The following is a 24,787-nucleotide window of genomic DNA, read 5'->3' on the forward strand; positions in this document are numbered from 1 at the left end:
GTGTTGTTATCGCATGAAATTACGGGTTTTCCCTTATTTGCATACGTATGCAAGGCGTCGAAAGTGCAGCCACTTTATGGATTCACTGACCTTTGCAGGGATGCAAACATGATTCGCTATTTGAAGCGTGGCAGGACCGCTGCCGTAAAAACGGATGACGACGCCAAAGTCCGAGCGACGGTCGAAGGCATCATCCGAGACATCGAGGCGCGTGGCGACGAGGCGGTGCGGGAATACAGCCGCAAGTTCGATCAATGGGATCCCGCAGATTTTCGTTTGTCGCGCGCCGAAATCGAGGCGGCTCGCAAACAGCTGTCTGATCGGGAAATCGAGGACATCGCGTTCGCGCAAACTCAGGTGCGCAATTTCGCGCAGATACAGCGCGACTCGATGCGTGAAGTCGAAGTCGAAACGTATCCGGGAGTGGTGCTGGGCCACAAGCACGTGCCCATGAATGCGGTCGGATGTTATATCCCGGGCGGCAAGTATCCGCTGCTCGCCTCGGCGCACATGAGCGTGCTGACCGCAAAGGTCGCGGGCGTAAAACGTATCGTGTCGACGGCGCCGCCTTATCAAGGTCAGCCGCATCCCGCCATCGTGACGGCCATGGACATGGCTGGTGCAGACGAGATCCTGGTGCTGGGCGGTGTGCAGGCGGTGGTGGCCATGGCAGTCGGGACGCCCAGCGTGGCGCCTGTGGATATGCTGGTCGGGCCCGGCAACATGTTTGTGGCCGAGGCAAAGCGCCAACTGTATGGCCGTGTGGGCATCGATCTGTTTGCGGGTCCGACGGAAACGCTGGTGATCGCCGATGACAGCGTCGACGGCGAATTGTGTGCTGTCGATCTGTTGGGCCAGGCCGAACACGGACCGACTTCGCCCGCGGTGCTGCTGACAAACAGCGAGCAACTGGCACGCGACACGATGGCCGAGATCGAGCGGCAATTGGCGATTCTGCCGACGGCGGGCATTGCCGCGGTTTCATGGGCGGATTGCGGCGAGGTCATCGTCTGCGACAGCTATGAAGAAATGCTGCAGGTGGCTGACGAGATTGCCTCCGAGCATGTGCAGGTCATGACGCGCGATCCGGACTATTTCCTTAACAACATGACCAACTACGGCGCGCTGTTCCTCGGGCCGCGCACCAATGTGAGCTTTGGCGACAAGGTGATTGGCACCAATCACACGCTGCCGACCAATCGCAATGCGCGTTATACGGGTGGCTTGTGGGTAGGCAAGTTCCTGAAGACCTGCACCTATCAACGCGTGTTGACGGACGAGGCCAGCGCCACCATGGGAGCATATTGCTCGCGCTTGTGCCATATGGAAAATTTCGCCGGGCACGGCGAGCAGGCCAACATCCGCGTGCGCCGCTATGGTAATCGTCCCGATTTGCCGTGGTATCAACCGGTCGACGCCGAGGCGGACGCATGATTGCCTTGCCCAAAGGCCCCGATTTTCGTGTGGACGGGCGCCGCGCGCTGGTCACGGGCGGCAGCGGCGGGATCGGGCTGGCGGCGGCGGCCGCGCTGGGGCGTGCCGGTGCGCACGTGACGGTAGCGGCGCGGCGTGAGCCTGAGTTGATGCAGGTGTGCGAGGCGCTGCGCGCCGAGGGTATCGCCTGCGCGCCCATGGTGCTGGACGTGACGGACGCGGCCGCGGTAGACCATGCGATCGAACAGGGTGAGCCCTTCGATATCCTGGTGAACAACGCCGGGATGAATCGCCCCAAGCCTCTGGTCGAACAACCCGTCGAGGATATCGACGCCGTGCTCGATCTCAATGTGAAGGCCGCCTTTTATACCAGCCGTGCAGTCGCGCGCCGTTTATTGAAATCAGGATTGGCGGGGTCCATCATCAATGTCTCATCCCAGATGGGACATGTGGGAAGCCCGCGCCGCACCCTGTACTGTGCCAGTAAACACGCCCTGGAAGGGATGACGCGTGCGTTGGCATGGGAGCTGGGCGGCGCGAATATCCGCGTGAACACGGTATGTCCGACGTTCATTGAAACGCCGATGACTGCAGGCATGCTGCAGGAGCCCGGTTTCCGTGATTGGATCTGTGCACGTAACGCATTGGGACGCGTCGGCCGGCTGGAAGAGGTGATGGGAGCCATCGTCTTTCTGGCCAGTGATGCATCCAGCCTGATGACAGGCAGTGCGTTGATGTTGGATGCAGGATGGACCGCCGCATGAAAACCGCACCTCGTGCCCAGGATGTCGCCGATCTGGCGCAGGTGTCGCAGTCCGCGGTGAGCCGCACCTTTACGCCCGGGGCCAGCGTGTCAGAGGAAACGCGGCGCAAGGTGCTGGCCGCGGCGCAGAGGCTGGGCTATCGGCCCAATGCCTTGGCGCGCAGTCTGATTACGCGCCGCAGCCGTATCGTAGCGCTGGTGATGAGCTATCTCGAAAACCAGTTTTACCCGCTGGTCATCGAAAAGCTTTCGCAAAAATTGCAGAAAGAGGGCTATCACGTCTTGATGTTCATTGCCGAGGTCGACGAGGCCGCGGACGGCGTGTTGGCAGAGATTTTGCAATATCAAGTCGATGGCATCGTGATGGCCTCGGCCATGCTGTCGTCTAACGTCGCGCAGAGTTGTGCCGAGGTCGGCGTACCGGTGGTGCAGTTCAACCGGGTATCCATTCTGGGTGGGCTGGCTCGGCATGCCAGCAGCTCAGTGACTTCGGACAACTATGCTGGAGGCGCCAAGGTCGCGCGGCTGCTGGTTGAACGGGGGTATCGTCGCTTTGGTTATCTCGCCGGGCTCGAGGATTCGTCTACCAGCATCGAGCGGGAGCGTGGTTATCGCGATACGTTGCAGCAACTGGGGCACGATGTCGGTTACCGCGAGGTGGGGCACTACAACTTTGACCTTGCGCAGGCCGCAGTGCGTCGCATGTTTGCGGGTGATGCTCGTCCCGATGCTTTGTTCGCAGGCAACGATCATATGGCCATTGCGGCCTTGGACGTGCTGCGCCAGGAGATTGGCTTGCGCATCCCCGAGGACGTCGCTGTGGTCGGGTTTGACGACGTCCCCCAGGCGGCTTGGGGAGCATATCAATTGACGACCGTGCGCCAACAAGTCGAGCCCATGGTCGATGCCACCGTCAGCTTGCTGCGTGAACAGATGCAGGCCGAGCTGCGGCCGCGCGACGTGGTCGTGCCTTGCGATCTCATAGAGCGTGCGACCGTCAGATCGAAACCGAAACACAACAACCTTTAACGGCGTGTATTGAACACGCCGACAATGATTTGCAGGAGACAATATGATCAGCCGTTTTTTCGTTGCCGGACAGTTTCAAAACAAAAGCACCCGCTTGGGGCGCAGCAGGCCGAGGGCGCAGCGCGGGGGCTTTCTCGTTCGCGCCTTGATTGCATTGGCGACCATGGGGAGCGTTGTTCCGGTGGCCCAGGCCCAGACGAATGACACCGCCTGGCCCACCAAAAGCATTCGATACATTGTGCCGTTCTCGCCGGGCGGGGTATCCGATGGCGTGGCCAGATTGATGGCGGAACAATTGAGCGCGCGGCTGGGGCAGTCGGTGATCGTCGAGAACAAACCAGGCGTGTCAGGGCTGGTTGGCACACAGCAGGCGGCTCGTGCCGAGCCGGATGGCTACACCCTGGTGGGTGGCACGATCACGACACATGCAGTCAATCCGTTCTTCATCAAGTCGCCTGGCTACGATCCGGTGAAGGATTTCACGCCGGTTGCGCTGGTGGGGATGGTCAGCAATGCGCTGGTGGTGCGTGCCGACAGTCCGTTCAACTCGGTACAGCAGATCATCGATGCCGCGCGCGCGCAGCCGGACAGTTTGACTTACGGCACGGCGGGCGCAGGGACTTCGCAGCATTTGTCGGGCCAGTTGTTCCAGTCCATCTCGGACACGCGCCTGCGTCAGATCATCTACAAAGGCGGGTCGCAAGCCATGGTGGATTTGATCGGCGGGCAAATCGATATGGTGTTTGAGACGGTCGCCGCGGCTCGTCCCATGATCGATGCGAAACGCGTCAAGGTATTGGGCGTCACCTCGGCACAGCCTTTGGCAGATTTGCCTGGGGTCAAGCCATTGGCCGAACTCGGGCTGCCGGGTTTTGAGATGCAGTCCTGGCAGGGTATCTTTGCACCTGCAGGAACACCCGCGCCCATCGTAGACCGGCTGGCGCGCGAGATAGCGGAAATTGTGAAGACACCGCAGGTGCATGCCAAATTGATGACGCTGGGCGTCGCGCCGGATGGCCGGGATTCGGCTGCATTTTCGCAATTCCAGCGCAGTGAAATGGAAAAATGGGGCAAAGTGATCAAGGATGCGGGTATTCAAGCCGATTGATCACATATCGCTGTATTTGGAGACAGGTAATGACTGATGCGCGTTTTCCCCTGGACGGCCGCTTGCCCGCCATGCTGCGCAGTGGCAAGCCTCTACGAGGCCTGTTCAATGGCCTGCCCAGCCCGGCCATTGTTGAGATGTGCGCCTATGCGGGCTTTGATTTCATCATTCTGGACAACGAGCACGGCAGTGCGGATTTCGGGATGACGGAACACATGCTGCGCGCGGCGCGTGCCACCGGTATCGTGCCCATCGTGCGTTGCTTTGAACCAGACCTGCCGCGCATCCTGGACATGGGGGCCAGTGCGGTGCAGATACCCATGGTCGAGAGTGTTGCGCAGGCGCAGCGTCTGGCGGACATGATTCACTATCCGCCAGTGGGCCGGCGCGGCAGCGCATTCAGCACGCGTGCCGCAGGCTACGGCGCGTTCGGCGGGGCCGGGCATACCCAACGCAGCAATGACGGCATTGGATTCATTGCCATGATCGAAACCCCGCAGGCTATTGCCGTCGCAGGAGAGATCGCTGCAGTGGATGGCGTAGACGCGGTGTTTATCGGCCCGAACGATCTGGCCCATGCCATGGGATACGGCAGCGACTGGAATGCTGCACCCGTGCAGCAGGCCATCGAGCAGGGGCTGAAGGCGATTGCCTCGGCAGGAAAGTGTCCGGGCATCATCGCATTGACGCCCGCCGACGAGGAAAAGTACGGCGCCCTGGGGGCACGCTATTTTGCCAATGTGTCGACCAGCATCATTACCAAGGCGCTGGCGCAGGCGGCATCGGGCGGCAAAGAGGCCCAGTTGCGATACTGATCGCTGCGATCAGCCGGTTGCCAAGGCTCTTTCCAGCGTGGCGTGAAATTCCGCCACGTCGTAGTCGCCCAGATAGCGTTTGATGATGTGTCCTTCCTTGTCGATCAGGAACGCCGTGGGGGTGAGCTTGACGTCGCCAAAGGCGCGCGCGAGTTCGCCTTTGGTGTCCAGTGCCACCGGGAAGGGCAGCTTGCGCGTTTCGGCGTAGTTCAAGACGTAATTGGGCGGATCGTAGCTCATGGCCACGGCCACGGCTTCATAGCCTTTCGGAGCGTATTTCTTGTACGTCTCGATGGCGCCCGGCATTTGCTTGACGCAGGTGACGCAGCTCGTGGCCCAGAATTTCACCAGCACGACCTTGCCGCGCAGGTCTTGCATGCTGAACGTTTTGCCTTCGAGCGTTGTAAAAGCCACATCAGGCGCGGTCGGGGCCGGGCGCCACACGAACCAGGCGCCGATGCCGGCCGCCACCAGGACGGCCAGGGTGAGAACGATTTTCTTCATCTTGTGCCTCGAAAAACCGCGGCATTCATACCGAGGAAAAAAGGGCGTAGCCGCAAGGCGGCCGGGTTGGTCTATTTGGTTTATTTGATCGGCATGAGTTCGACACCGCCCCCGGTATTGCCGCTGCCGGACTCGATGGGGGCGTGGGTTTGCGAGGACGTGCCGGACGACGAGGTATTACTCGACTTGGCGTTGCTCTGCCCGGACAGGCGCAGGGCTTCTTCGCGGCTGATGGTTTCGAAGATTTTGACGACTTTGGTCACGCCGCTGACTGTCGAGGCGGCATTGGCGGCGTAGTCGCCTTCGGCTTCGGTGACCAGGCCCATCATGTACACCACGCCGCGATCCGTCGTGATGTCAATCGTGGCAGACGGTACATACTTGGTGTTGATCAACTGGGTTTTGACTTTGGACGTCAGCCAGGTGTCGTTCGAGCGGGTGCTAAACGGCGCTGCGGGCCCAATATTGAGCTGATTGACCACTTTCTTGACGTGCTGGATGCTCTGGGCAATGGACGTGGCCTGGGCTTTGGCTTCTGCAGAGGGGACATCCCCCGTCAATAACAACACATTGTTGTAGGACAGTGCATTGACCCTAGCGCTGTCGCCCAGTTTGTCGCCGATCTGCTTTTCGGCCTTGAACTCGATGTTTTTATCCTCGAGCTGAGCGCCGGAGGTGCGCCGATCCGTGATGACGACCGCCGTGGTGGCCGCCGCGCCGCCCACGATCAGTGGAGCGCAGGCCGAAAGGGAAACCGCCGCAGTGGCGATCATGGCAGCCAGAAGCAGGGGGCGAGCAACCTTTTGAGTGTCCAACATTATTCGGTGTCTCCGAGAAGTAAGGCATCGATACCGTCACAGAGCGCATGCAACAGCAGGGAGTGAATCTCCTGGATGCGCATGGTGCGGTCATGAGGCACACATAAATTGACGTCGTGTTCGGTCAATAGTTCACTCATGACTCCGCCGCCCTTGCCCGTCAGGACGATGATGGTCATTTCACGGTCGTGAGCGGCCTCCATGGCGCGGATCACGTTGGGGGAATTGCCGCTGGTCGAAATCGCGACCAGCACGTCGCCCGGCTGTCCGAGCGCGCTGACCTGGCGTTCGTAGATTTCTTCGAAGCCGTAATCGTTGCCGACGGCGGTCAGAATGGCGGTATCGGTGTTCAGCGCGATGCCTGCCAACGGCAGTCGTTCGCGTTCGAAGCGGCCGACCAGCTCGGCAATGAAATGTTGAGCGTCGGCAGCCGAGCCGCCGTTGCCGCAAGCGAGAATCTTGCCATTGTTGGCCAGCGCAGCAAATAGCATATCCACCGCGCTGGCCAGCGGGGCCGACAGCGCGTGCATGCTTTCTTCACAGGCAGCCATGGCGTCGCGAAAGTGCGACGTCATTCTAGAGGTCATATCCATGCGCGCATTATCTCATGGTCGCAAGGGGCGGGGCGGACGCGCCCAGGGGCAGCGAGGCGGGTTCACGAGGTGTCACGTCGGTGTCGGCCGGGGGAGCAGACCGGCAAACTCAGGGCGGCTGGGCGGGGCACATTCGGTGTTTGCAGGAGGGATACATGTGTCACTAAAACTATCCGCCTTTCACAGACTGAACGCCGCGCGCAGCCATTCAATCTCATCGCCGTCAAAGGCGACCACGTCAAAGCGGGCGACCGGGGTCTGGCCCCGCCAGTACCGGCGGGCCAAGCCGGGCAGTAGCAATGTCGCGCTGCGAATGAGGCGCGCGCGTTTCTCGGGGCCGACGCTGGCCGCGGCGCCGCCGTAGCGATTGCTGGCCCGGGCTCGGACCTCGACAAAGACCAGCACGTCGCCATCCCGCATGACGAGATCGATTTCGCCGGCGCGGCACTGGAGATTGCGCGCTAAAGGAACCAGCCCTGCATCGATGAGCCGTTGCAACGCCCGGTCTTCATGTGCGGCGCCCACGCGTTGCGTTGGGGATATTGATGGTTCGTGATCAAAGTCGCCGTCTGGTGTGGACGTTCGAGCTGCTCGCCGGGCGGCGGCACGGCGCCGCTTGAGTTGACGCTGCTGCGCCTGCTGAGCGCGCGCATAGGCAATATTCAGAAAAGGGTCATGCATGGGGCCGGATGCCATCGTCCTGTCGAGGCGGCTACACTGACATACTTTGCTGTTTGGTGGTGTCCAGAATGAATCAAAATGTCCCATTGGCGCAGGCTGGCGATGCCTGGAGCCGCATGGCCGAGCGCGTGACTGGCCAATTCTGGCCCGAGGCCGCCTTGTACGTTGTGGCTACCCCGATCGGCAACCTGGGGGATCTGGGACTGCGCGCCTGGCAGGCTCTGGCGCAGGCGGATGTGATCGCCGCCGAAGACACGCGTTCCAGCCGGAGTCTGTTGGACGCCTGGGGCATTTCCACGCCGCTCATGGCTGCCCATCGTCATAACGAGGCCGCTGCCGCCCAGGACATTTGCCAACGCCTGGAGCAGGGCCAACGTGTAGCGCTCATCTCCGACGCGGGTGCACCTGCGGTCAGCGATCCAGGTGCGCGTGTAGTGCGTGCCGTGCGTGCCGCCGGCTATGCTGTAGTGCCAGTGCCCGGGCCCAGCGCAGTCATCACGGCCCTGATGGGCAGCGGCGTGACCTCCGACGAAAATCCTGCCTATGCTTTCGCGGGCTTTGCGCCGCACAAGGCCGTGGCACGGCAGCGCTGGCTACGTTCGTGGTGCGCATTACCAGCGCCGGTAGTGATGTTCGAGTCGCCGCACCGGCTTACCGCCATGCTGGCCGACTTGCTCGACGTGTGCGGCGGTCAACGGGATCTGACGATCGCCCGTGAATTGACCAAGCGTTTTGAGCAAATCGTCACCCTGCCGCTGGCGCAGGCCGCCGATTGGTTCGCCGAAGACCCCCATCGCGCCCAGGGCGAATTCGTATTGATCGTGCACGCAGCACCTTCGTCTGGAGATGACGAGTCTGGCCCCGACGACCCCGCGACCCTCGTATTACTCGATGCCCTGCTCGAGACATTATCCGTGCGCGATACTGCAAAGGTCGCCGCAAAAGTCACCGGCCAGCCGCGGGACGTCTTGTACGCGCTGGCACTAGCTCGCAAGGCAGACGCATGAAACTCCCTAGTGCCGAACACCGCGTGATTTATCTCGACACCGAAACGCCCTTGGGCCCGATGCGCCTCGCCGCAGCATCTCTGTCCAGTGCCGATAATGATTTCCCCGCCTTGAGCGGAGCTTGGTTTCTGGACCAATGGGATCTGCCTGCCTACTCGGATGCGTGGCAACAGCACCCCGAACACCCGATACTTTGCCAGGCCCAAACCGAGCTGGCCGAGTGGTTCGCGGGACAACGCCGTGAATTCGACGTGCCGCTCGCCCCGCAGGGTACGCCGTTCCAACGCACCGTCTGGGATGCCTTGTTGGCGCTGCCCTTTGGTACGACCAATAGTTATAGCGATCTCGCCTTGTCCATCGGCAAGCCCAAATCCGTTCGTGCCGCCGCCCAGGCCGTCGGCCGCAATCCGATTTCGATTTTCATTCCCTGTCACCGCATCATCGGCCGCGATACCTCGCTAACCGGATTCGGCGGCGGCTTGGAACGCAAACAAGCTTTGCTAAAACACGAGGGCCACCGCTACCTGGGTCATCATCCCCGCGTGCGCCGTGTGGACAACGGGCAGCTAGACCTGCCGTGGTGATGCAGTAACTACCCTCAATAAGTCGCCAAACTCGGCAAAATGCCGGTCCGATCCGCCACCTGCTGCGCCACATTCAACGCCGTAGCCCGATCGGCGTAAGGGCCCAGCCGTACCCGATACAGCGATCCATTCTGCTGCACGACGGCGGGCACATTCCCCGCTGACGAATCCAGTTGACTATTGACCCGCCGCACCAGCGCCTGCGCATTCGCAGGCTGGCTGAAGGCACCCATTTGCAGATAAACCCCGGCAGGCGGAGCGGCCGCCGGCATCGGCGTATTTGCAGCACTTGCAACGGCTGCCCCTGCGCCTGCGCCAGCGGGGACCCCCGATACCGCAGCCGGCGCCATCGAGGCCACCGGCGTAGGCTCCAACTCCGTCATAGTCAATGTCGATGCTGGCAGCGGTGTGGGCGTGACCGTCTCAGTCCGGGCGGTGGACGCCGCCTCGCCCGTTGCCGTCACCACTGTCCCCCGCGACTGCGCCAGACGGATCTCTTCGGGCAGAATGCGCTCCACCGTTACTTCGCCGCTGCCGCCGCCGATCAAGCCCAGCTTATGCGCCGCGGTATACGACAGATCCATGATGCGGCCGCGATGAAACGGCCCTCGGTCATTGACTCGGACAATGATCGTACGGCCATTGACGCTGCTGGTCACACGCGCATAACTGGGCAGAGGCATCGTGGGATGTGCCGCCGTCATCGCGTACATGTCATAAGACTCGCCAATCGAGGTGCTGTTGCCGTGAAATTTTTTGCCGTACCAGGAGGCCACTCCGCGCGCCTTGTAGGGCTGGTCCGGATCTGTGATCGGCACATAGCGTTTGCCCAATACGGTGTACGGACGGTTGGCCCCGCTGGCCAGCGGCTCGATACGCGGAATCGCGTCCGGCGTCGTATCGATATCAGCGGGTACGTCTTTACCTGGACCATCGTCCTTGTAATATCCGCCCGCCTTCCGGGTGCTGGTGGACGAACAGCCAGCGATGATCACGGCCAGGCTGACCACAAAGGGCATCAGGAGTTGGCGGGTGCGGATCACGTGTGTTCGTCCGGTAACTGGGCGCGGTGGCGTATCAGCAACGGGTCGTGGTCGGCAAAACGTTTGGCCAGTTGTTCGACGACATAGACCGAACGATGTTGTCCACCGGTGCATCCCACGGCGACAGTCAGATAATTGCGCGTATCGTGCGTGTATTGCGGCAACCAGCGCCGTAAATAGCCCGTAATGTCGTCGATCATCTGCCCGACAACATCAAAGCTCGCCAGCCAGGTGGCCACAGGCTCGTCGCGGCCCGTCAATGGACGCAAGTTGCGGTCATAGTACGGATTGGGCAAACAGCGCGCGTCAAATACCAGGTCTGCGTCGTTCGGCACACCGCGTTTATAAGCAAACGACTCGAACGTCAGCACCAACGGCGGCCGATCGTCTTGGATCAGATCTGCGATCCACGAACGCAATTGACCTGGCGTCAGGCCCGAGGTGTCGATCACATGCTCCTGCTCGCGCAAGGGCGCCAGCAGATCGCGCTCGAGCGAAATCGCATCAAGCAGCGAGGGAGCTTGCCCACCCCGTGACAGACGGTCTGTCAGCGGGTGACGGCGGCGAGACTCGGAATAACGCTGGACCAGTGTCTGTGTGTTGGCATCCAGGAAAATGACCCGTAGCGACGTGCCCATGGCACGCAGCGCGGTCACCACGTCAGGCAGTTCTGCCAGCTCTCCTGGCGAACGCACGTCGATGGCAATAGCGACCCGCTCCAGATTTTCGTCGCGCGCACTGGAGATGAACTCGCTTAAGAAGCGCACCGGCAGGTTGTCGATGCAGGTATAGCCGGTGTCTTCGAGCATACGCAATGCCACCGACTTGCCTGAGCCAGATATTCCGGTAATGAGGACGACTCTTAACATGACCCTGATTGTTGCATGATTTTGGCTACCCGTTCTTTACCGGATCCCTTGTGATGTGATCAGTAGCAGGCGAGAACCCTAGGAGCTTGCTGTACCTATCCGACTTGGCAGCGTAAGATGAGGCCGCCATGTCATGCCGGCCGTTCATTGTCCTGATTTCTTTCCTTTGCAGCAATCAATGTCAGCATCTTCCATGTCAGCATTTTCCTGTTGGTATCGAATTGGATGGTCCTTGCGCTGGATCTTCGGCCTGGCGGTGACGGCGATAAGCGTTCTGTCACCGGTCTCAGCGCAATCTGCTCCGGACAACAACCTCCTGCAACCAGGCACCATGCAGGCCCGTGTGGCAGCCTGTACCGCCTGCCACGGCGAGCAGGGCAAGGCTGGCGCCGACGGCTATTACCCCCGGTTGGCCGGCAAGCCCAGCGACTATCTTTACCATCAGTTATTGAATTTTCGTGACGGTTTACGTCTATATCGGCCCATGACCCATTTGCTGGCGGGGTTGCCGGACGACTACTTGCGCGAAATAGCGGCCTATTTTGCGGACCAGCACGTGCCGTATCCGCCTCCTGTTCGGGCGGCGGTGTCGCCCGACATGTTGGAGCATGGCCGCGTGCTGGCCATGCAGGGAGATCCCGCTCGCGGTTTACCTGCATGCGTTGCCTGTCATGGTACGGCGCTCAGCGGGCATTCGCCAGCGATTCCCGGTCTGCTGGGCTTGCCGCGCGACTATATCGGAGCGCAGATCGGCGGCTGGAAAAACGGACTGCGTCGGGCGGCCGCGCCGGATTGCATGGCTGACGTTGCGCAAAAACTTACCCCGGAGGATATTGGCGCATTGTCGGCGTGGCTGTCCTCGCGTCCCGTAGTAGAGCCATACCAACCCGACCCCGCAGGGGAAACGACCTTGCCTGCCGAATGTGGCAGCCAGGCGCAACGCTGAGAGGGGGGCGGCATGAAACGCATTATTCAATATGGTCTGCTGGCTTTGTTTGCGGCGTGCGTGGTGGCCGTGGGCGTCTTGTACTGGATAGGCACCCGTGACGACGCGGCGCCGAACCCGGCCGTTGTGCAGGCCGGTGCTGGCGGGGCTGCCGCGGGACAACAGCTGGTTGAGCAGGGGCGCTACCTGGCTAGGCTGGGCAACTGCATGGGATGTCACACGGTACCCGGCGGCCAAGCCTACGCAGGCGGCACGCCCATCCCCACGCCGTTTGGGACCTTGTATGGGCCGAACATTACGCCGGATCCGCAAGCCGGTATCGGCGGTTGGAACGCTGATGATTTTTGGCAAGCCCTGCATAACGGCAAGTCCAAGGATGGCAGCCTGCTGTATCCCGCTTTCCCTTATACGGAGTACACCCGAGTTTCACGTGCGGATTCGGATGCTTTGTTTGCGTTCTTGCGCACAGTGACGCCCTCCAGTCAGCCGAGTCGCGCACATGAGCTGAAATTCCCCTACGATCAGAGAGGGTTATTGGCGTTTTGGCGCGCGCTGTATTTCGAGCCCGGCGTGTTGCCAACGAACGAGAGCCAATCTGCGCAGTGGAATCGCGGCCGCTATCTGGTCGAGGGGCTGGGACACTGCGCTGCGTGCCACGCGCCGCGCAACAGCCTTGGGGCGACGCGAGCCGCAGACGGGCTGACCGGCGGCATGATCGTGGGGTTGGACTGGTATGCCCCTGCTCTGACCGCCGATCCGGTGAGGGGCTTGGGCAAATGGACTGCCCACGACATCGCGGCGTTGTTGCGCACAGGCGTGGCGCAGCACTCGACGGCCAGCGGGCCCATGGCCGAAGTCGTGCTGGGCAGTTCGCAGTATCTGAGCGAGGCGGATGCTTTAGCCATGGGGACGTATCTGAAGTCCCTGCCTCCTACACAGGGCAGTCCGGACGCATCCTCGTCCAACAGCCCGTCCGGCGGCGCCGCCACTCAGCCCTCGAACGCAGTAATGGACCGTGGCGGAAAGCTGTATGCCCAGCATTGCGCACAATGCCATCAAGACCAGGGCCAGGGCAGCGGGCTGGCCTGGCCGCCATTGGCGGGCAATCCCACGGTGACCGCTCCATCGCCGATCAACGCGATCCGTCTGGTGCTGGATGGGGCTTATGCGCCGGCCACGGCGGCTAATCCGCGGCCACATGGTATGCCGCCCTTTGGGCAGGTCCTGGGAGACAACGATATTGCCGCACTGGTCTCGTTTATCCGATTCAGCTGGGACAACCGGGCCAGCGCGGTGACGGCGTTCGAGGTCAAGCGTGTGCGGGATGCTTCGCGTTGAGCTGAGCGCGTTTATTTGCTGCTTTGCAGGATCGCCATGGCCTGGCGTTCCATGAACTCGCCCAGCGTGTCGATGCCGCGCAGTTTCAGGATGGTATTGCGTACGGCGGCCTCGACCAGCACGGCCAGGTTGCGGCCGGCGGCCACTTGCAGCATGACTTTGCGCACGGGCAAGCCCAGCATGTCCTGCGTGATGTCTTGCAATGGCAGGCGCTCGAATTTGTCTTGCGCTGTCGCACGTACCAAATGCACGATGAGCTTCAGACGCATTTTGCGGCGAACGGAGGTCTCGCCAAAAATCGTGCGGATATCCAGCAGCCCTAGTCCGCGCACCTCCAGCATGTTTTGCAGCAGAGGCGGACAATGGCCCTCGATCATGTTTGGAGCAATACGCGAAAACTCCACGGCATCGTCGGCGACCAGGCCGTGCCCGCGCGAGATCAATTCCAGCGCCAGTTCGCTTTTGCCCAGCCCCGACTCGCCGGTGATGAGCACGCCCAGGCCCAGCACGTCCATGAAGACGCCATGTACGGTAGTCGTAGGCGCGAGCTTCTTGCTCAGGTAGATCCGCAGCAGATCGATCAGTTGGGCGGCGGCCACTGGCGTCGATAGCAGGGGCACCTGATGCTGTTCGCATTGGTCGATCAGGTCCTGCGTTGAAGTCAGGCCGTCGGCTAGCAAAATGGCCGGCACGCCGCCGAGCAAGAGCTCGTCCATGAGGTGGGTGCGGCGGCGCCTGTCGATGCGCTGATAGTAGGCGATTTCCTCTTGGCCAAAGACCTGGACGCGAGAGGGGTGGATGAGGTTGAGGTGACCGACCAGGTCGGCGGCCGCCATGCCGTCGTCAGGAATTGCCCGTTGGGCCGCATTCTGGCCCGCGATCCAGTTAAGGGGAATGTCACCAACGTTATCGTCGATCAGTTCCTGCACCGTCAGCATGGCGTTGTCCCGCGATATCAGCGTTGGCCGGTGGTCAGCATGCGGTGTACCTCGGCCGGATCGGTTTCCGTGGCCAGGGCTTCGCGCAAGGCTTTGTTGGACATGAGCTGGGCCAATTCGGCCAGAATGTCCAGATGCTGTTGGGTAGCCGTTTCCGGCACGAGCAGGCACATCAGCATGGAGACTGGCTCGCCATCGGGAGCATCGAATGCGATGGGCTGTGCCAGCCGGACGAAAGCGGCCAACGGCGTTTCCAGCCCCTTGACGCGGCCGTGGGGCACGGCCACGCCCTGACCCAGGGCCGTAGACCCAAGACGCTCGCGAGCGAACAGGCTGTCGAACACGACGGTTCGGGCCAGACCGTGATGGTTTTCAAAGAGTAGCCCGGCCTGCTCGAATGCTCGTTTCTTGCTGGTAACGGCCATGTCGAGCACAACGTTGCCGGCGGGTAGGATGCGCGACAAATGATTCATGCGGGTCATTATAGAGTTTTATGCCGCAGTGCAAAAAAGCCTCCACGCTGCGCCCTCGGTTGGCTGCCCTCGAGGGGGAGCTTTCTGCCTTGGGGCGGCCCGGCGGCAAAATCGCTGCGGTCGCTCGCCTGTTTGAATCCGAAAGCATAGTCGGTTCCGGGCAAGAATGAAAAGGGGGACGCCGAGCCAGGGATGTAACCGGTGACCAGGGTTTTGGGGGAGGGGGGCGGGGGAGTAACTTGCCGATGCCCCGGCGGGATTTTTGCATCCTGCGGGACACCGGTGTCAGCATGATCCGTCGAGAGGATCTAGGAGGATTGGGTCGCGTTATATGCGAGCCCGTCGTGCTACAGAGGCCTTATGGGGAAGGCGGCGCGCTAAAGTCCGTCTGTCTTTTGACGGATTCAGCTGTATGGCTTTGCACCTTGTCTTTGTGTTTCAGGACTTGACGGTCGATCTTGTCGGCCAGAAGGTCGATCGCTGCATAGAGATTTTCGTCCACCGCTTCGCAATGGATGTCCTTACCACGCAGTCTCATCGTAATTTCGGCTCTATGCCGCAGGGGCTCTACTGAGAGCATAACCTGGGTATCGATCACGTGATCGAAATGCCGCAGCACTCGCGCCAGTTTGTTCATGACATATTCCCGGATGGCCGGGGTGACGTCGAGATGACGACCGCAGATGCTCAGGTTCATAGTGCGCTCTCCTTCTATATCAAAGAGAAGTTTGCCGTCAGGCCGTCCGTGGGCAAACGCGCTCCCTCGGGGGAGCAGCAAGCCGAAGGTGCGGCGAGGGCATTACAGATGCGCTTATCGCGCGGGAAAGTGAATAAAAGGGTCTCCTGTAGGAAAGATGAAAAGGAACTCTGTTAGTACTAGTGTATAGACTCTGTCGGGTAAAACAAGTCGGGTTCGTAGCAATTGTTTTGCTTACATCCGGAAATGCTCGCCCAGGTATACACGGCGCACGGCGGGGTCGCCCACGATTTCGTCAGGCTGGCCGTCGGTGAGGACTTTGCCCTCGCTGATGATGTAGGCGCGGTCGCAAATACCCAGGGTTTCACGCACGTTGTGATCGGTGATCAGAACGCCAATCCCACGGCCTTTCAGAAAACGAACGATGCGCTGAATCTCGATCACGGCGATGGGATCCACCCCGGCAAAAGGCTCGTCCAGCAAAATGAAACGCGGCCGTGTGGCCAAAGCGCGCGCGATCTCTACGCGCCGGCGTTCACCGCCGGACAAGGAAATCGCGGCACTGCCGCGGATGTGGCCGATCTGCAGTTCGTCGAGCAGTGTTTCGAGCTGCTCTTTGATTTGCGGTTCGGAAAGGCTTTTACCGTGTGCATCGAGCTGTAATTCCAGGACTGCCCGGATGTTTTGTTCGACGGTCAGGCGACGGAATACCGATGCGTCCTGAGGCAGATACGACAGCCCCATGCGAGCCCGTTTGTGAATCGGCATGGAAGTGATGGCTGTCCCGTCGATTTCGATGCGGCCTGAGTCGGCCGGCACCAAGCCGACAATCATATAGAAGCTGGTGGTTTTGCCGGCGCCGTTGGGGCCCAGCAGCCCCACCACTTCGCCGCTGACAACCGACAGGGAGACGTCTTGCACGACGGTGCGGCCGTTGTAGACCTTGCGCAGGCCCGTGGCACGCAGGCTGCCTTGCTTGGCGCCTGCGATAGAGGGTGACGCAGACGGCGTGCGAGTGTCAGTCATTGCTGCGGTACTGAGAGATGAAGAAGAATTAGCCATTAGTTTGTTTGGCCTTATTGTTGCCCTTGCCGGCGCGGCATTCGGCGACTGCCGCATCGGCCTTGGAGCGCGGCTCGACGACGGAACGCACGCGACCGCCGGGGGCAGAAGAGTTGGCCCCGCCTTGCGCTTGATAAACGCCGGTTTTTTCGTTGTAACGCACTCGCTCGCCGCGGATTGTGTCGAACTGTTTGCCGCAGATATAGCGGATCACCACGGCTTGGCCGATCAGGTCGAACTGACTTTTGCTGCTGTCGTATTCGGCGCGCAGACCCGTGCCTTCGATGACGTCGAAGGTCTCCGGGCGCTCTTGGCGGATCGTGACGACTTTGCCCTTGTTGGCAATGGCCGTACCGTGCTGGTTGCCCGCCTCGTCCTCGTTGACCTCGAGCTTGTCGGCGGTCAGTTTCATCAGCCCGCGTGTGAGCACCACGTTGCCCGTGAATACACTTTGGCGTTTGATATCGTCATAGTGGAGCGTGTCCGACAAGATCATGGTGCTGGGCTCTTCAGCCGAACCACTTTGTTGTTGCGCATGAACGTTGGCGCCCACACCCAGCAACAGCATTGTCAGGAGCAAGGCGCCGGTACGTGCCACATTGTGGCGGCTGGCCAGGGGCGCGACATGGGGGAAAGTTCTGTCTGTCATGGTCAATTCTGGTTGGCGCCGTTTCGAGTACGGCCACGTGTTTCGGAACCGGAAATCTCAACGTCGGTCGACGCGGAGACCTGGAGTTGCCGGGTCTTGTTGTTGTAGTGCATGCCAGTGCCGCTCATGCGCGAATTGCCTTTGAGGACGACGGCGGGCAGGTCGGTATAAATGACATCCTCATCAGGCAGGATGATGAGCTGTTCGCTGCGTACGTCAAGTGCATCGTTTTGGGCGTCTTGCTGGCGGTGCAAATGGGCCTTGCCGTTCATCACGATGCGTTTGCCGCCCTGTTCCATGATGGCGGTATCGGCCGTGCCGACGGTGATGGGGTTGGCTTCTTGTTGGCCGATCGCACGCGGAGCCGTGACATGGTACGAGTCGTCATCGGGAAAGTGTTCCGCGTATTTGCCTTCCATGCGATTGATGGGTTTGCCCTGGGGGTCGGTGCGCAACATGACAAAATCGCGTGCCCAGGAATCCATTTCGTGCGTCAGGCGGCGTGGCGGATCGACGGGAATGGCGCGTTGTGCGTAGTCGGCAGCCCACCAGGTGCATGCCACCAGTGCAATCAACAACAATAATGCGATTAATGCGGGAAGTCGCTCTTTCATGCCTGGCCGATGGTTATTGGATGGCGCCTGCGCTCAGCAGGCCTGGCGCCGTCATGAAGGGGCCGAGCCGGCCCTGCGAGGCCAACAGCAGGTCGCAGCATTCGCGTACGGCACCGCTGCCGCCAGGCTGCGAGGCGACCCAGTGCGCCGCCTGAGTGATATAGCCCGGCGCGTTGGGCACGCTCGCGGCAAAGCCGGCGCGCTGCATGGCGGGCAGATCAATGATGTCGTCACCCATAAAGCCTGTCTGGTTGAGCGCGACCGCGTGCCGTTGGGCGAGTTCTGTCAGCGCACCGGCCTTGTCGCGGACGCCTTGCATGACGTCGGCAATCCCGAGTTCCGCTGCGCGGCGGCTCACGATGGGGCCTGAACGTCCCGTGACGAGCGCGATTTTCAGGCCACCCTCAGTGAGCAGGCGCAGACCATGGCCGTCCAGGGTATGGAATCGTTTCAGTTCTTCGCCGTTTTCACCGTAGTACAGGCTGCCGTCGGTCAGTACGCCATCCACGTCGAAGACCATCAAACGCACAGCGGCGGCACGTTCGCGCACGGCAGGCGGAATGCGGGCCAGCACCAGCGCTTCGGCGGGGTGGGGAGAAGAGCGGGGGATATTCATATTCATACTACCTTGGCTGCCATCAGATCATGCATATGCAAAGCGCCCAGCAGGGCTCCACTAGCGTCGACAACCAGCATCTGGTTGAGCCGTTGCTCATCCATCAGGCGGGCGGCATCGACGGCCAGCGCGTCGGGGCCTATGCTGCGCGGCATACGGGTCATGCCCTGAGCGACAGTCAGATTGCGGATGTCGCCGTGGCGTTCGATGAGGCGGCGCAAGTCGCCGTCGGTAAAAATGCCGACCGGTTTATCCGACGAATCTACCACGATGGTCATGCCCATGCCTTTTGCGGACATTTCTTCGAGGGCAGTGAACAGTTTGGCGTCCTCCGCGACCAGCGGCAGGGCTGGGCCATCACGCATGACGTCGCGTACGTGAGTCAGCAAACGGCGGCCCAGGGTGCCGCCGGGATGCGACCGGGCAAAGTCCTCGGGGCCGAAACCGCGAGCCTCCAGGCAGGCGACAGCGAGCGCATCGCCCAATGCCAGTGCTGTCGTCGTGCTGGCCGTGGGAGCCAGATTCAGCGGGCAGGCTTCTTGGGCCACGCTGGTGTCCAGATGCAGATCTGCCAGTTGCGCCAATTCGGATGCGGGGTTGCCGGTGATGGCGACCAGCCGGGCGCCCATGCGGCGAGCGACCGGCAGAATGGTGAGCAACTCCTGGCCTGAACCGGAGTGCGAGACCGCGATCAGGACATCATCGCGGGTGATCATGCCCAGGTCGCCGTGTATGGCCTCGGCGGCATGCACAAAAAACGCGGGCGTCCCGGTCGAGGCAAAAGTGGCGGCGATTTTGCGGGCGATATGGCCGGTCTTGCCGATGCCGCTGACGACAACCCTGCCGCGACAGGCCAGGAGCAGTTCTACGACGCGCGTAAAGTCGCCGTCCAGCCGGGCGGACAGGTCGATGATGGCCTGGGCCTCGATTTGCAGCGTTCGGCGCGCCGATTCGAGTGCCGTGTCAGGCGAGAGAGTGGGATGGTCGGTCATGAGCGGATTTTAATCGCAGTACGGTCAGTTGCCGCCGGTCGGGGGCTATGGCATGCTGGCGCGGCAAAATTTCGTTTTTACTCGTTTTTTCACTTAGACAGGTTTCTCATCATGTCCTCGTTTCCCGCGCCCGTATTGGGTACGCCCTTGTCCCCCTCGGCTACCCGCGTCATGCTGCTGGGTAGCGGGGAACTTGGCAAAGAAGTCATCGTTGCATTGCAGCGGCTCGGTGTCGAGGTCATTGCCGTCGATCGTTATGCCGACGCGCCAGGTCATCAGGTCGCCCATCGTGCGCACGTGATCACGATGACCGATCCCGAGGCCTTGCGGCGCGTGATCGAACAAGAGCGCCCTGACGTGGTGGTACCCGAGATCGAGGCGATTGCGACGGATGTGCTGGTGGCCTTGGAGGCGGCTGGCGCTGTGCGCGTCACGCCGACTGCCCGGGCGGCGCAACTGACGATGAATCGCGAGGGCATCCGCCGTCTGGCGGCAGAAACGCTGAAGCTGCCGACTTCGCCATACCGCTTTGTGGATACCGAGGCGGCGCTGCGCGAAGCCATCGAGGGCGGTATCGGCTATCCGTGTGTGGTCAAGCCGGTGATGTCCTCGTCCGGCAAAGGCCAGTCGGTGATTCATGGACCCGATGAGATCGCTGCTGCCTGGCAATATTCCCAAGAAGGCGGTCGTGTCGGTGCGGGCCGCATCATCGTCGAGGGGTTCATCAAGTTCGATTACGAAATCACCTTGTTGACCGTACGGGCGCGCGCCGCCGATGGCAGTATCGAAACGTATTTCTGCGACCCGATCGGCCATCGTCAGGTGGACGGCGATTATGTCGAGAGCTGGCAACCGCATCCCATGTCGCCGGCCGCGCTCGAGCGTGCCCGCGACATCGCCCGTGCCATCACGGGGGATTTGGGCGGTATGGGAGTCTTCGGGGTCGAGTTGTTTGTGGCGGGCGATCAGGTCTGGTTTTCCGAGGTCAGCCCCCGGCCGCACGACACGGGGATGGTGACCATGATTTCGCAGGTGCAAAGCGAATTCGAGCTGCATGCGCGCGCGCTCTTGGGCTTGCCGGTCGATACGTCGCTGCGTCAACCGGGCGCCAGCAGCGTTATTTACGGGGGCGTCGACACCAAAGATGTGACGTTCCATAACGTCGCACAGGCGCTGGCTGAGCCGGGCACTGATCTGCGGCTGTTCGGCAAACCGGAGTCCTTTGTCAAACGTCGCATGGGTGTGGCGTTGGCGGTCGCTGCCGATGTGGACGCGGCTCGAGAAAAGGCCAAGCGCGTGTCATCGACGGTGGTCGTCCAGGGCTGATCCTGGTCTCATGCAGAACGCCGCGGCATCGCCTGCCGCGGTGAGCGCGCCCCCCAGGGGGCGTTTTTGTTTTGGGGCGGCCCGGCAAGGGAAAAGCCCCCACGCTGCGCCTTTGGCTTGCTGCCCCCCCAGGGGGTGTTTTTGTTTTGGGGCGGCCCGGCAACAAAAAAAGCCCCACATTTGATTTTTGTCATGGCATGACGATTTGTCGGGGCAATTGTCACGCCCGACGCATTTTGCAGCCGTATGATGCCGCGATTGCAATTTCATGTTTCTTGATGGCGAATGCGACTTGTGCGGGTCACCGCACATGAGCCAGTTGTCTTCATGTTCTATTTGTTCGATAATTTCAGGAATTTCTGAAGTTAAAGTAACAAAATTATGCCACTTAGCCCTCAAACAGAACGATTCGTACTGCATTTCGGAGAAATGGGCAGCCGCTGGGGCGTGAATCGCACCGTGGGGCAGATGTACGCATTGCTGTTTCTGTCGCCACAGCCATTACATGCGGATGACATCGCAGAGGCGCTGAGTTTTTCGCGCTCGAACGTCAGCATGGGGCTCAAGGAACTGCAGTCCTGGCGCTTGGTGAAACTGGTCCATCGAGTCGGTGACCGGCGCGACTATTTCGAAACACCTAAAGACGTCTGGGAGATCTTTCGCATCCTGATGGAGGAAAAGCGCAAGCGTGAAATCGACCCGACGTTGACATTGCTGCGCGATACCTTGCTTGAACCGCCACAAGGCGAATCGGAGGCGTATGCCCAGCAACGCATGAACGAAATGCTCGAACTCATCGAGTTGACGACGGGGTGGTTCGACGAAGTGCACGGCCTACCCCCCGAGACGCTGCAACGTCTGATGCAGTTAGGGAAAAAGGTGCAAAAGGCATTGGATTTTGCCGGCAAGCTGCGGGGCCGGGATTGACGTCGTGGCGTATATAGAGAAGGGTTATGAAGCTGCCTTGTAGGTCCTTATCAGGAAAGCGCCGGGTGACGCCCGATTTTCCTGGTCTCCGCGGCACGGCCGCTGGGTTTATTCACGCCGTTGAGAGTATCGTATGCAACACTCATTGCGTCGGCTGTGGTCTACGCATGCCGTCCGGGTTCGTTGTCTGTCTGGGGAGAGCGGTCCATGGTTGATTTAGATGTTGTGAACCTGTCGCGGTTTCAGTTTGCCGCGACCGCGATGTACCACTTCATTTTTGTGCCGCTGACGCTAGGGCTGTCGTTCATTCTGGCCATCATGGAAAGCGTGTACGTCATGACAGGCCGGGACATCTGGCGCCGCATGACGATGTTCTGGGGCACTTTGTTCGGCATCAACTTTGCCTTGGGCGTGGCGACCGGCGTGGTGATGGAATTCCAGTTCGGCATGAACTGGTCCTATTACAGCCACTACGTGGGCGATGTGTTCGGGGCGCCGTTAGCACTGGAAGGCCTGATGGCTTTCTTCCTCGAGGCCACGTTCGTCGGTCTGTTTTTCTTTGGCTGGAATCGCCTGTCCAAGGTCGGCCATTTGATTGTGACCTGGCTGGTGGCGTTTGGCACCAATTTCTCGGCGCTGTGGATTCTGATCGCCAATGGGTGGATGCAGAACCCGGTCGGCGCGGTGTTCAACCCCGACACCATGCGGATGGAAATGACCGATTTTGCTGCGGTCATTTTCAACCCGGTCGCTCAGGCGAAATTCGTGCACACCGTGAGCGCAGGGTATGTCGCGGGGGCCATGTTCGTCATGTCGATCAGCGCCTGGTATCTCTTGCGCCGCCGTCATGTGGATCTGGCCAAGCGTTCGATGGCCGTAGCTGCCAGCTTTGGCCTGGCCGCATCGCTGTCTGTGGTGGTGCTGGGAGACGAAAGCGGCTATCTGACTACCGAACATCAGAAAATGAAGATCGCGGCGATAGAGGCTATGTGGCACACCGAGCCGGCGCCGGCCAGCTTCAATCTGTTTGCAATTCCCAACCAGGCTGAGCGCAAAAACGATTTTGCCATCGAAATTCCGTATGTAATGGGCATCATCGGTACTCGTTCACTGACGACGCCGCTGCTCGGTATTGACGATCTGGTCAGGCGGGCCGAGTTCCGCATTCGCGAGGGCATCGTGGCATACCAGGCGATGGAGCGGATCCGGAAAAATCCCGGCGACGCCGAGGCACGCATGGTGTTGGACAAAGGATGGCCCGACTTGGGATACGCCTTGTTGGTCAAGCGTTATCAGTCTGACCTGAGCAAGGTCACCGACGCCGATATCAAAAAGGCGGCGTTGGACACGATCCCGAATGTCGCGCCGCTGTTCTGGGCGTTCCGCATCATGGTCGCGGTCGGAATGTATTTGATTGCCTTTTTTGCGGTCGCATTCTGGCTGGCGTCGCGCGGCCGTCTGGATAGCCGGCCGACCTTGTTGAAGATCGCACTGTGGAGCCTGCCGCTGCCGTGGGTGGCGATCGAAGCCGGCTGGTTTGTCGCCGAGTACGGGCGTCAACCTTGGGTGATCGAAGGCGTCCTTCCCACGTACTATGCCGCCTCTGGCCTGACGTTCACCGATCTGGCGATCAGTTTGGGAATATTCCTGGTCTTGTACACCGTGCTGTTGATTGTGGGCGTGAAAGTCATGTTGCACGCGATCAAAGCCGGGCCCAAAACCGAGGCGCCCGCACCGCGTCCGACCCAGGCCGACCCCGTGGCGGCTGCTGTTGATGCCTACTGAGCACGGAGACCGCACATGGAAACGTTGATTCCTTTTGATTACGCGACACTGCGCGTGGTGTGGTGGGGGCTGCTGGGCTTCCTGCTGATTGCTTTCGCCGTGATGGACGGCTTTGATCTGGGTATTGCGGCGTTGTTGCCGGTGGTGGCGCGCACTGATGCCGAACGGCGTGTGGTAATCAATGTGGTGGGCCCCGTCTGGGAGGGCAACCAAGTCTGGCTGATTACCGCGGGTGCAGGCGTGTTTGCGGCGTGGCCGCTGTTGTACGCGGCGTCGTTCTCGGGCTTCTATCTGGCGATGATGTTGGTGCTGATCGCATTGATTGTGCGGCCGGTAGGCTTTAAATATCGCAGCAAGATGGAAGGCACGCGCTGGCGCAGTACGTGGGACCACGTGCTGTGCGGTTCGGGGATAGTGGCCGCTTTGGTGTTTGGGGTGGCCATGGGCAACCTGATTGTGGGTGTCCCGTTTGGCTTTGACAGCAATACGCTGCGGCCGGAGTATCACGGGCATTTTTATCAGCTGTTCAGCCCGTTTGCCCTGCTGGCCGGGGTGTTGAGCGTGGTCATGTTGGTCATGCACGGCGCGGTGGTGTTGGCGTGGCGTACCGACGGCGCAGTGGCGATGCGTGCGCGCAACGTAGGCCGTATTGCCGCGGTGCTGACTGCCGCATTGTTTGCTGCGGGCGGGTTCTGGGTTGCGGGCGGTCTGGACGGACATGTCGTCGTCAGTGCGACCAATACGCTGGCCGCGTCGGACCCCGCGCTCAAAGAGGTTTCGGTACAGGCCGGCGCGTGGATGGCTAATTTTGAAAAATGGCCTGTCGCCTGGATTGCACCGGCATTGGGCGTGGGTGGCGCGCTGATCGTGGCATTGCTGCTTAGCGTTCGGGTGAATTGGCTGGCCTTCGTCGTGTCGTCATTGGCAGTGGCCGGCGTCATTCTGACGGTGGGGGTCGCGCTGTTTCCATTCCTGATGCCTTCGTCGACCGTGCCGCGTTTCGGACTGACGATATGGGATGCGTCGTCGAGCCATCTGACGTTATGGATCATGCTGCTGGCGGTGGCGTTCTTCATGCCCATCATCACGGTCTACACCGCGTGGGTTTATCGCGTCATGCGCGGCAAGGTCACGACCGAGTCGATCTCGGGTACGCCTAATTCTTATTAGTCCATC

At 60.9% G+C, this 24,787-nt stretch carries 27 protein-coding genes; 13 read left to right on the forward strand and 14 right to left on the reverse strand.

Annotated features, from left to right (window positions below; all coding sequences use genetic code 11):
- The first annotated feature begins 108 nt into the window (after nt 1–108).
- The 5 genes from hisD (at nt 109) to CAL20_RS03230 (ending at nt 5,149) form a co-directional block, all read left to right on the forward strand.
- Nucleotides 109–1,434 carry a histidinol dehydrogenase gene (gene hisD / locus CAL20_RS03210; protein WP_094819649.1) on the forward strand — a complete coding sequence of 442 codons (1,326 nt, stop codon included), beginning with the start codon at nt 109–111 and terminating at the stop codon, nt 1,432–1,434.
- The gene (locus CAL20_RS03215; RefSeq protein ID WP_094819650.1) at nt 1,431–2,198 is read left to right on the forward strand and encodes an SDR family NAD(P)-dependent oxidoreductase; all 768 of its coding nucleotides are present in this window, start codon (nt 1,431–1,433) and stop codon (nt 2,196–2,198) included. The genes hisD and CAL20_RS03215 overlap by 4 nt, the downstream gene beginning before the upstream one ends.
- Nucleotides 2,195–3,226, forward strand: coding sequence for a LacI family DNA-binding transcriptional regulator (locus CAL20_RS03220; RefSeq protein WP_094819885.1), 1,032 nt, complete (start codon nt 2,195–2,197; stop codon nt 3,224–3,226). The genes CAL20_RS03215 and CAL20_RS03220 overlap by 4 nt, the downstream gene beginning before the upstream one ends.
- 163 nt (nt 3,227–3,389) lie before the next feature.
- Nucleotides 3,390–4,334 carry a Bug family tripartite tricarboxylate transporter substrate binding protein gene (locus tag CAL20_RS03225; protein ID WP_094819886.1) on the forward strand — a complete coding sequence of 315 codons (945 nt, stop codon included), beginning with the start codon at nt 3,390–3,392 and terminating at the stop codon, nt 4,332–4,334.
- Nucleotides 4,335–4,363: 29 nt separating this feature from the next.
- The gene (locus CAL20_RS03230; RefSeq protein ID WP_094837177.1) at nt 4,364–5,149 is read left to right on the forward strand and encodes an HpcH/HpaI aldolase family protein; all 786 of its coding nucleotides are present in this window, start codon (nt 4,364–4,366) and stop codon (nt 5,147–5,149) included.
- A 9-nt stretch (nt 5,150–5,158) separates the two neighbouring features.
- Here CAL20_RS03230 and CAL20_RS03235 read toward each other — a convergent pair whose 3' ends face one another.
- From CAL20_RS03235 to CAL20_RS03250, 4 genes are all read right to left on the reverse strand, one after another.
- The gene (locus CAL20_RS03235; RefSeq protein ID WP_094837178.1) at nt 5,159–5,653 is read right to left on the reverse strand and encodes a peroxiredoxin family protein; all 495 of its coding nucleotides are present in this window, start codon (nt 5,651–5,653) and stop codon (nt 5,159–5,161) included.
- Nucleotides 5,654–5,733: 80 nt separating this feature from the next.
- Nucleotides 5,734–6,471 carry a BON domain-containing protein gene (locus tag CAL20_RS03240; RefSeq protein ID WP_373558265.1) on the reverse strand — a complete coding sequence of 246 codons (738 nt, stop codon included), beginning with the start codon at nt 6,469–6,471 and terminating at the stop codon, nt 5,734–5,736.
- Entirely contained in the window at nt 6,471–7,064 is a 594-nt protein-coding gene (locus CAL20_RS03245) for a phosphoheptose isomerase (RefSeq protein ID WP_094819654.1), read from the reverse strand. Before CAL20_RS03245 ends, CAL20_RS03240 begins: the two co-directional genes overlap by 1 nt.
- Before the next feature lie 180 nt (nt 7,065–7,244).
- A complete protein-coding gene (locus CAL20_RS03250) occupies nt 7,245–7,745 on the reverse strand; it encodes a YraN family protein (RefSeq protein WP_094837303.1) in 501 nt (166 codons plus the stop codon).
- A gap of 68 nt (nt 7,746–7,813) precedes the next feature.
- Here CAL20_RS03250 and rsmI point away from each other — a divergent pair, with 68 nt between their 5' ends.
- Nucleotides 7,814–8,752: a 16S rRNA (cytidine(1402)-2'-O)-methyltransferase gene (rsmI, locus tag CAL20_RS03255; RefSeq protein WP_094819655.1), complete on the forward strand. Its 939-nt coding sequence runs from the start codon at nt 7,814–7,816 to the stop codon at nt 8,750–8,752.
- Nucleotides 8,749–9,336 (forward strand): methylated-DNA--[protein]-cysteine S-methyltransferase, encoded by a 588-nt coding sequence (locus CAL20_RS03260; RefSeq protein WP_094819656.1) that lies wholly within the window; start codon nt 8,749–8,751, stop codon nt 9,334–9,336. The genes rsmI and CAL20_RS03260 overlap by 4 nt, the downstream gene beginning before the upstream one ends.
- A gap of 14 nt (nt 9,337–9,350) precedes the next feature.
- Here CAL20_RS03260 and CAL20_RS03265 read toward each other — a convergent pair whose 3' ends face one another.
- Together CAL20_RS03265 and rapZ are read right to left on the reverse strand one after the other, a co-directional pair.
- Nucleotides 9,351–10,379, reverse strand: a complete 1,029-nt coding sequence (locus CAL20_RS03265; RefSeq protein WP_094819657.1) for a septal ring lytic transglycosylase RlpA family protein — start codon at nt 10,377–10,379, stop codon at nt 9,351–9,353.
- On the reverse strand, nt 10,376–11,248 hold the full coding sequence (gene rapZ, locus CAL20_RS03270) for an RNase adapter RapZ (RefSeq protein WP_094819658.1): 873 nt from the start codon (nt 11,246–11,248) through the stop codon (nt 10,376–10,378). Before rapZ ends, CAL20_RS03265 begins: the two co-directional genes overlap by 4 nt.
- Nucleotides 11,249–11,579: 331 nt before the next feature.
- Between rapZ and CAL20_RS03275 the strand changes: the two genes are divergently transcribed.
- The gene (locus CAL20_RS03275) at nt 11,580–12,194 is read left to right on the forward strand and encodes a c-type cytochrome (RefSeq protein WP_254923901.1); all 615 of its coding nucleotides are present in this window, start codon (nt 11,580–11,582) and stop codon (nt 12,192–12,194) included.
- 12 nt (nt 12,195–12,206) lie between these two features.
- Nucleotides 12,207–13,532 (forward strand): cytochrome c, encoded by a 1,326-nt coding sequence (locus CAL20_RS03280; protein WP_094837180.1) that lies wholly within the window; start codon nt 12,207–12,209, stop codon nt 13,530–13,532.
- 11 nt (nt 13,533–13,543) lie between these two features.
- Here CAL20_RS03280 and hprK read toward each other — a convergent pair whose 3' ends face one another.
- The 8 genes from hprK to CAL20_RS03320 all read right to left on the reverse strand — a co-directional run bounded on the left by hprK (nt 13,544) and on the right by CAL20_RS03320 (nt 19,573).
- Nucleotides 13,544–14,470, reverse strand: a complete 927-nt coding sequence (gene hprK / locus CAL20_RS03285) for an HPr(Ser) kinase/phosphatase (protein ID WP_094819661.1) — start codon at nt 14,468–14,470, stop codon at nt 13,544–13,546.
- A gap of 17 nt (nt 14,471–14,487) precedes the next feature.
- The gene (locus tag CAL20_RS03290; RefSeq protein WP_176456437.1) at nt 14,488–14,943 is read right to left on the reverse strand and encodes a PTS sugar transporter subunit IIA; all 456 of its coding nucleotides are present in this window, start codon (nt 14,941–14,943) and stop codon (nt 14,488–14,490) included.
- A gap of 358 nt (nt 14,944–15,301) precedes the next feature.
- Complete coding sequence (hpf, locus tag CAL20_RS03295; RefSeq protein ID WP_094819663.1) at nt 15,302–15,640, reverse strand: ribosome hibernation-promoting factor, HPF/YfiA family; 339 nt, start codon at nt 15,638–15,640, stop codon at nt 15,302–15,304.
- 234 nt (nt 15,641–15,874) lie between these two features.
- The gene (gene lptB / locus CAL20_RS03300) at nt 15,875–16,666 is read right to left on the reverse strand and encodes an LPS export ABC transporter ATP-binding protein (RefSeq protein WP_094819664.1); all 792 of its coding nucleotides are present in this window, start codon (nt 16,664–16,666) and stop codon (nt 15,875–15,877) included.
- 28 nt (nt 16,667–16,694) lie between these two features.
- Entirely contained in the window at nt 16,695–17,270 is a 576-nt protein-coding gene (gene lptA / locus CAL20_RS03305) for a lipopolysaccharide transport periplasmic protein LptA (RefSeq protein ID WP_094837304.1), read from the reverse strand.
- An 83-nt stretch (nt 17,271–17,353) separates the two neighbouring features.
- Entirely contained in the window at nt 17,354–17,965 is a 612-nt protein-coding gene (gene lptC, locus CAL20_RS03310) for an LPS export ABC transporter periplasmic protein LptC (protein WP_094837181.1), read from the reverse strand.
- A 13-nt stretch (nt 17,966–17,978) separates the two neighbouring features.
- Nucleotides 17,979–18,587 carry a KdsC family phosphatase gene (locus tag CAL20_RS03315; RefSeq protein WP_094819666.1) on the reverse strand — a complete coding sequence of 203 codons (609 nt, stop codon included), beginning with the start codon at nt 18,585–18,587 and terminating at the stop codon, nt 17,979–17,981.
- Complete coding sequence (locus CAL20_RS03320) at nt 18,584–19,573, reverse strand: KpsF/GutQ family sugar-phosphate isomerase (RefSeq protein ID WP_094819667.1); 990 nt, start codon at nt 19,571–19,573, stop codon at nt 18,584–18,586. The genes CAL20_RS03315 and CAL20_RS03320 overlap by 4 nt, the downstream gene beginning before the upstream one ends.
- Before the next feature lie 111 nt (nt 19,574–19,684).
- Here CAL20_RS03320 and purT point away from each other — a divergent pair, with 111 nt between their 5' ends.
- From purT to cydB, 4 genes are all read left to right on the forward strand, one after another.
- On the forward strand, nt 19,685–20,899 hold the full coding sequence (gene purT / locus CAL20_RS03325; RefSeq protein ID WP_094837182.1) for a formate-dependent phosphoribosylglycinamide formyltransferase: 1,215 nt from the start codon (nt 19,685–19,687) through the stop codon (nt 20,897–20,899).
- A 381-nt stretch (nt 20,900–21,280) separates the two neighbouring features.
- On the forward strand, nt 21,281–21,826 hold the full coding sequence (locus CAL20_RS03330; RefSeq protein WP_094819669.1) for a GbsR/MarR family transcriptional regulator: 546 nt from the start codon (nt 21,281–21,283) through the stop codon (nt 21,824–21,826).
- Between the two features lie 207 nt (nt 21,827–22,033).
- Complete coding sequence (locus CAL20_RS03335; protein WP_094819670.1) at nt 22,034–23,611, forward strand: cytochrome ubiquinol oxidase subunit I; 1,578 nt, start codon at nt 22,034–22,036, stop codon at nt 23,609–23,611.
- Between the two features lie 15 nt (nt 23,612–23,626).
- The gene (gene cydB / locus CAL20_RS03340) at nt 23,627–24,781 is read left to right on the forward strand and encodes a cytochrome d ubiquinol oxidase subunit II (protein WP_094819671.1); all 1,155 of its coding nucleotides are present in this window, start codon (nt 23,627–23,629) and stop codon (nt 24,779–24,781) included.
- Nucleotides 24,782–24,787 lie beyond the last annotated feature (6 nt).

This window comes from Bordetella genomosp. 4, from assembly GCF_002261185.1.
Taxonomy (GTDB): domain Bacteria; phylum Pseudomonadota; class Gammaproteobacteria; order Burkholderiales; family Burkholderiaceae_B; genus Bordetella_A.

What these genes read in the sequence shown, in the direction of transcription:
- hisD (WP_094819649.1), top strand. Translation starts at nt 109, where the DNA reads ATGATTCGCTATTTGAAGCGTGGCAGGACCGCTGCCGTAAAAACGGAT.
- CAL20_RS03215 (WP_094819650.1), top strand. Translation starts at nt 1,431, where the DNA reads ATGATTGCCTTGCCCAAAGGCCCCGATTTTCGTGTGGACGGGCGCCGC.
- CAL20_RS03220 (WP_094819885.1), top strand. Translation starts at nt 2,195, where the DNA reads ATGAAAACCGCACCTCGTGCCCAGGATGTCGCCGATCTGGCGCAGGTG.
- CAL20_RS03225 (WP_094819886.1), top strand. Translation starts at nt 3,390, where the DNA reads ATGGGGAGCGTTGTTCCGGTGGCCCAGGCCCAGACGAATGACACCGCC.
- CAL20_RS03230 (WP_094837177.1), top strand. Translation starts at nt 4,364, where the DNA reads ATGACTGATGCGCGTTTTCCCCTGGACGGCCGCTTGCCCGCCATGCTG.
- CAL20_RS03235 (WP_094837178.1), bottom strand. Translation starts at nt 5,653, where the DNA reads ATGAAGAAAATCGTTCTCACCCTGGCCGTCCTGGTGGCGGCCGGCATC.
- CAL20_RS03240 (WP_373558265.1), bottom strand. Translation starts at nt 6,471, where the DNA reads ATGTTGGACACTCAAAAGGTTGCTCGCCCCCTGCTTCTGGCTGCCATG.
- CAL20_RS03245 (WP_094819654.1), bottom strand. Translation starts at nt 7,064, where the DNA reads ATGGATATGACCTCTAGAATGACGTCGCACTTTCGCGACGCCATGGCT.
- CAL20_RS03250 (WP_094837303.1), bottom strand. Translation starts at nt 7,745, where the DNA reads ATGCATGACCCTTTTCTGAATATTGCCTATGCGCGCGCTCAGCAGGCG.
- rsmI (WP_094819655.1), top strand. Translation starts at nt 7,814, where the DNA reads ATGAATCAAAATGTCCCATTGGCGCAGGCTGGCGATGCCTGGAGCCGC.
- CAL20_RS03260 (WP_094819656.1), top strand. Translation starts at nt 8,749, where the DNA reads ATGAAACTCCCTAGTGCCGAACACCGCGTGATTTATCTCGACACCGAA.
- rapZ (WP_094819658.1), bottom strand. Translation starts at nt 11,248, where the DNA reads ATGTTAAGAGTCGTCCTCATTACCGGAATATCTGGCTCAGGCAAGTCG.
- CAL20_RS03275 (WP_254923901.1), top strand. Translation starts at nt 11,580, where the DNA reads ATGCAGGCCCGTGTGGCAGCCTGTACCGCCTGCCACGGCGAGCAGGGC.
- CAL20_RS03280 (WP_094837180.1), top strand. Translation starts at nt 12,207, where the DNA reads ATGAAACGCATTATTCAATATGGTCTGCTGGCTTTGTTTGCGGCGTGC.
- hprK (WP_094819661.1), bottom strand. Translation starts at nt 14,470, where the DNA reads ATGCTGACGGTGCAGGAACTGATCGACGATAACGTTGGTGACATTCCC.
- CAL20_RS03290 (WP_176456437.1), bottom strand. Translation starts at nt 14,943, where the DNA reads ATGAATCATTTGTCGCGCATCCTACCCGCCGGCAACGTTGTGCTCGAC.
- hpf (WP_094819663.1), bottom strand. Translation starts at nt 15,640, where the DNA reads ATGAACCTGAGCATCTGCGGTCGTCATCTCGACGTCACCCCGGCCATC.
- lptB (WP_094819664.1), bottom strand. Translation starts at nt 16,666, where the DNA reads ATGACTGACACTCGCACGCCGTCTGCGTCACCCTCTATCGCAGGCGCC.
- lptA (WP_094837304.1), bottom strand. Translation starts at nt 17,270, where the DNA reads ATGCTGTTGCTGGGTGTGGGCGCCAACGTTCATGCGCAACAACAAAGT.
- lptC (WP_094837181.1), bottom strand. Translation starts at nt 17,965, where the DNA reads ATGAAAGAGCGACTTCCCGCATTAATCGCATTATTGTTGTTGATTGCA.
- CAL20_RS03315 (WP_094819666.1), bottom strand. Translation starts at nt 18,587, where the DNA reads ATGAATATGAATATCCCCCGCTCTTCTCCCCACCCCGCCGAAGCGCTG.
- CAL20_RS03320 (WP_094819667.1), bottom strand. Translation starts at nt 19,573, where the DNA reads ATGACCGACCATCCCACTCTCTCGCCTGACACGGCACTCGAATCGGCG.
- purT (WP_094837182.1), top strand. Translation starts at nt 19,685, where the DNA reads ATGTCCTCGTTTCCCGCGCCCGTATTGGGTACGCCCTTGTCCCCCTCG.
- CAL20_RS03330 (WP_094819669.1), top strand. Translation starts at nt 21,281, where the DNA reads ATGCCACTTAGCCCTCAAACAGAACGATTCGTACTGCATTTCGGAGAA.
- CAL20_RS03335 (WP_094819670.1), top strand. Translation starts at nt 22,034, where the DNA reads ATGGTTGATTTAGATGTTGTGAACCTGTCGCGGTTTCAGTTTGCCGCG.
- cydB (WP_094819671.1), top strand. Translation starts at nt 23,627, where the DNA reads ATGGAAACGTTGATTCCTTTTGATTACGCGACACTGCGCGTGGTGTGG.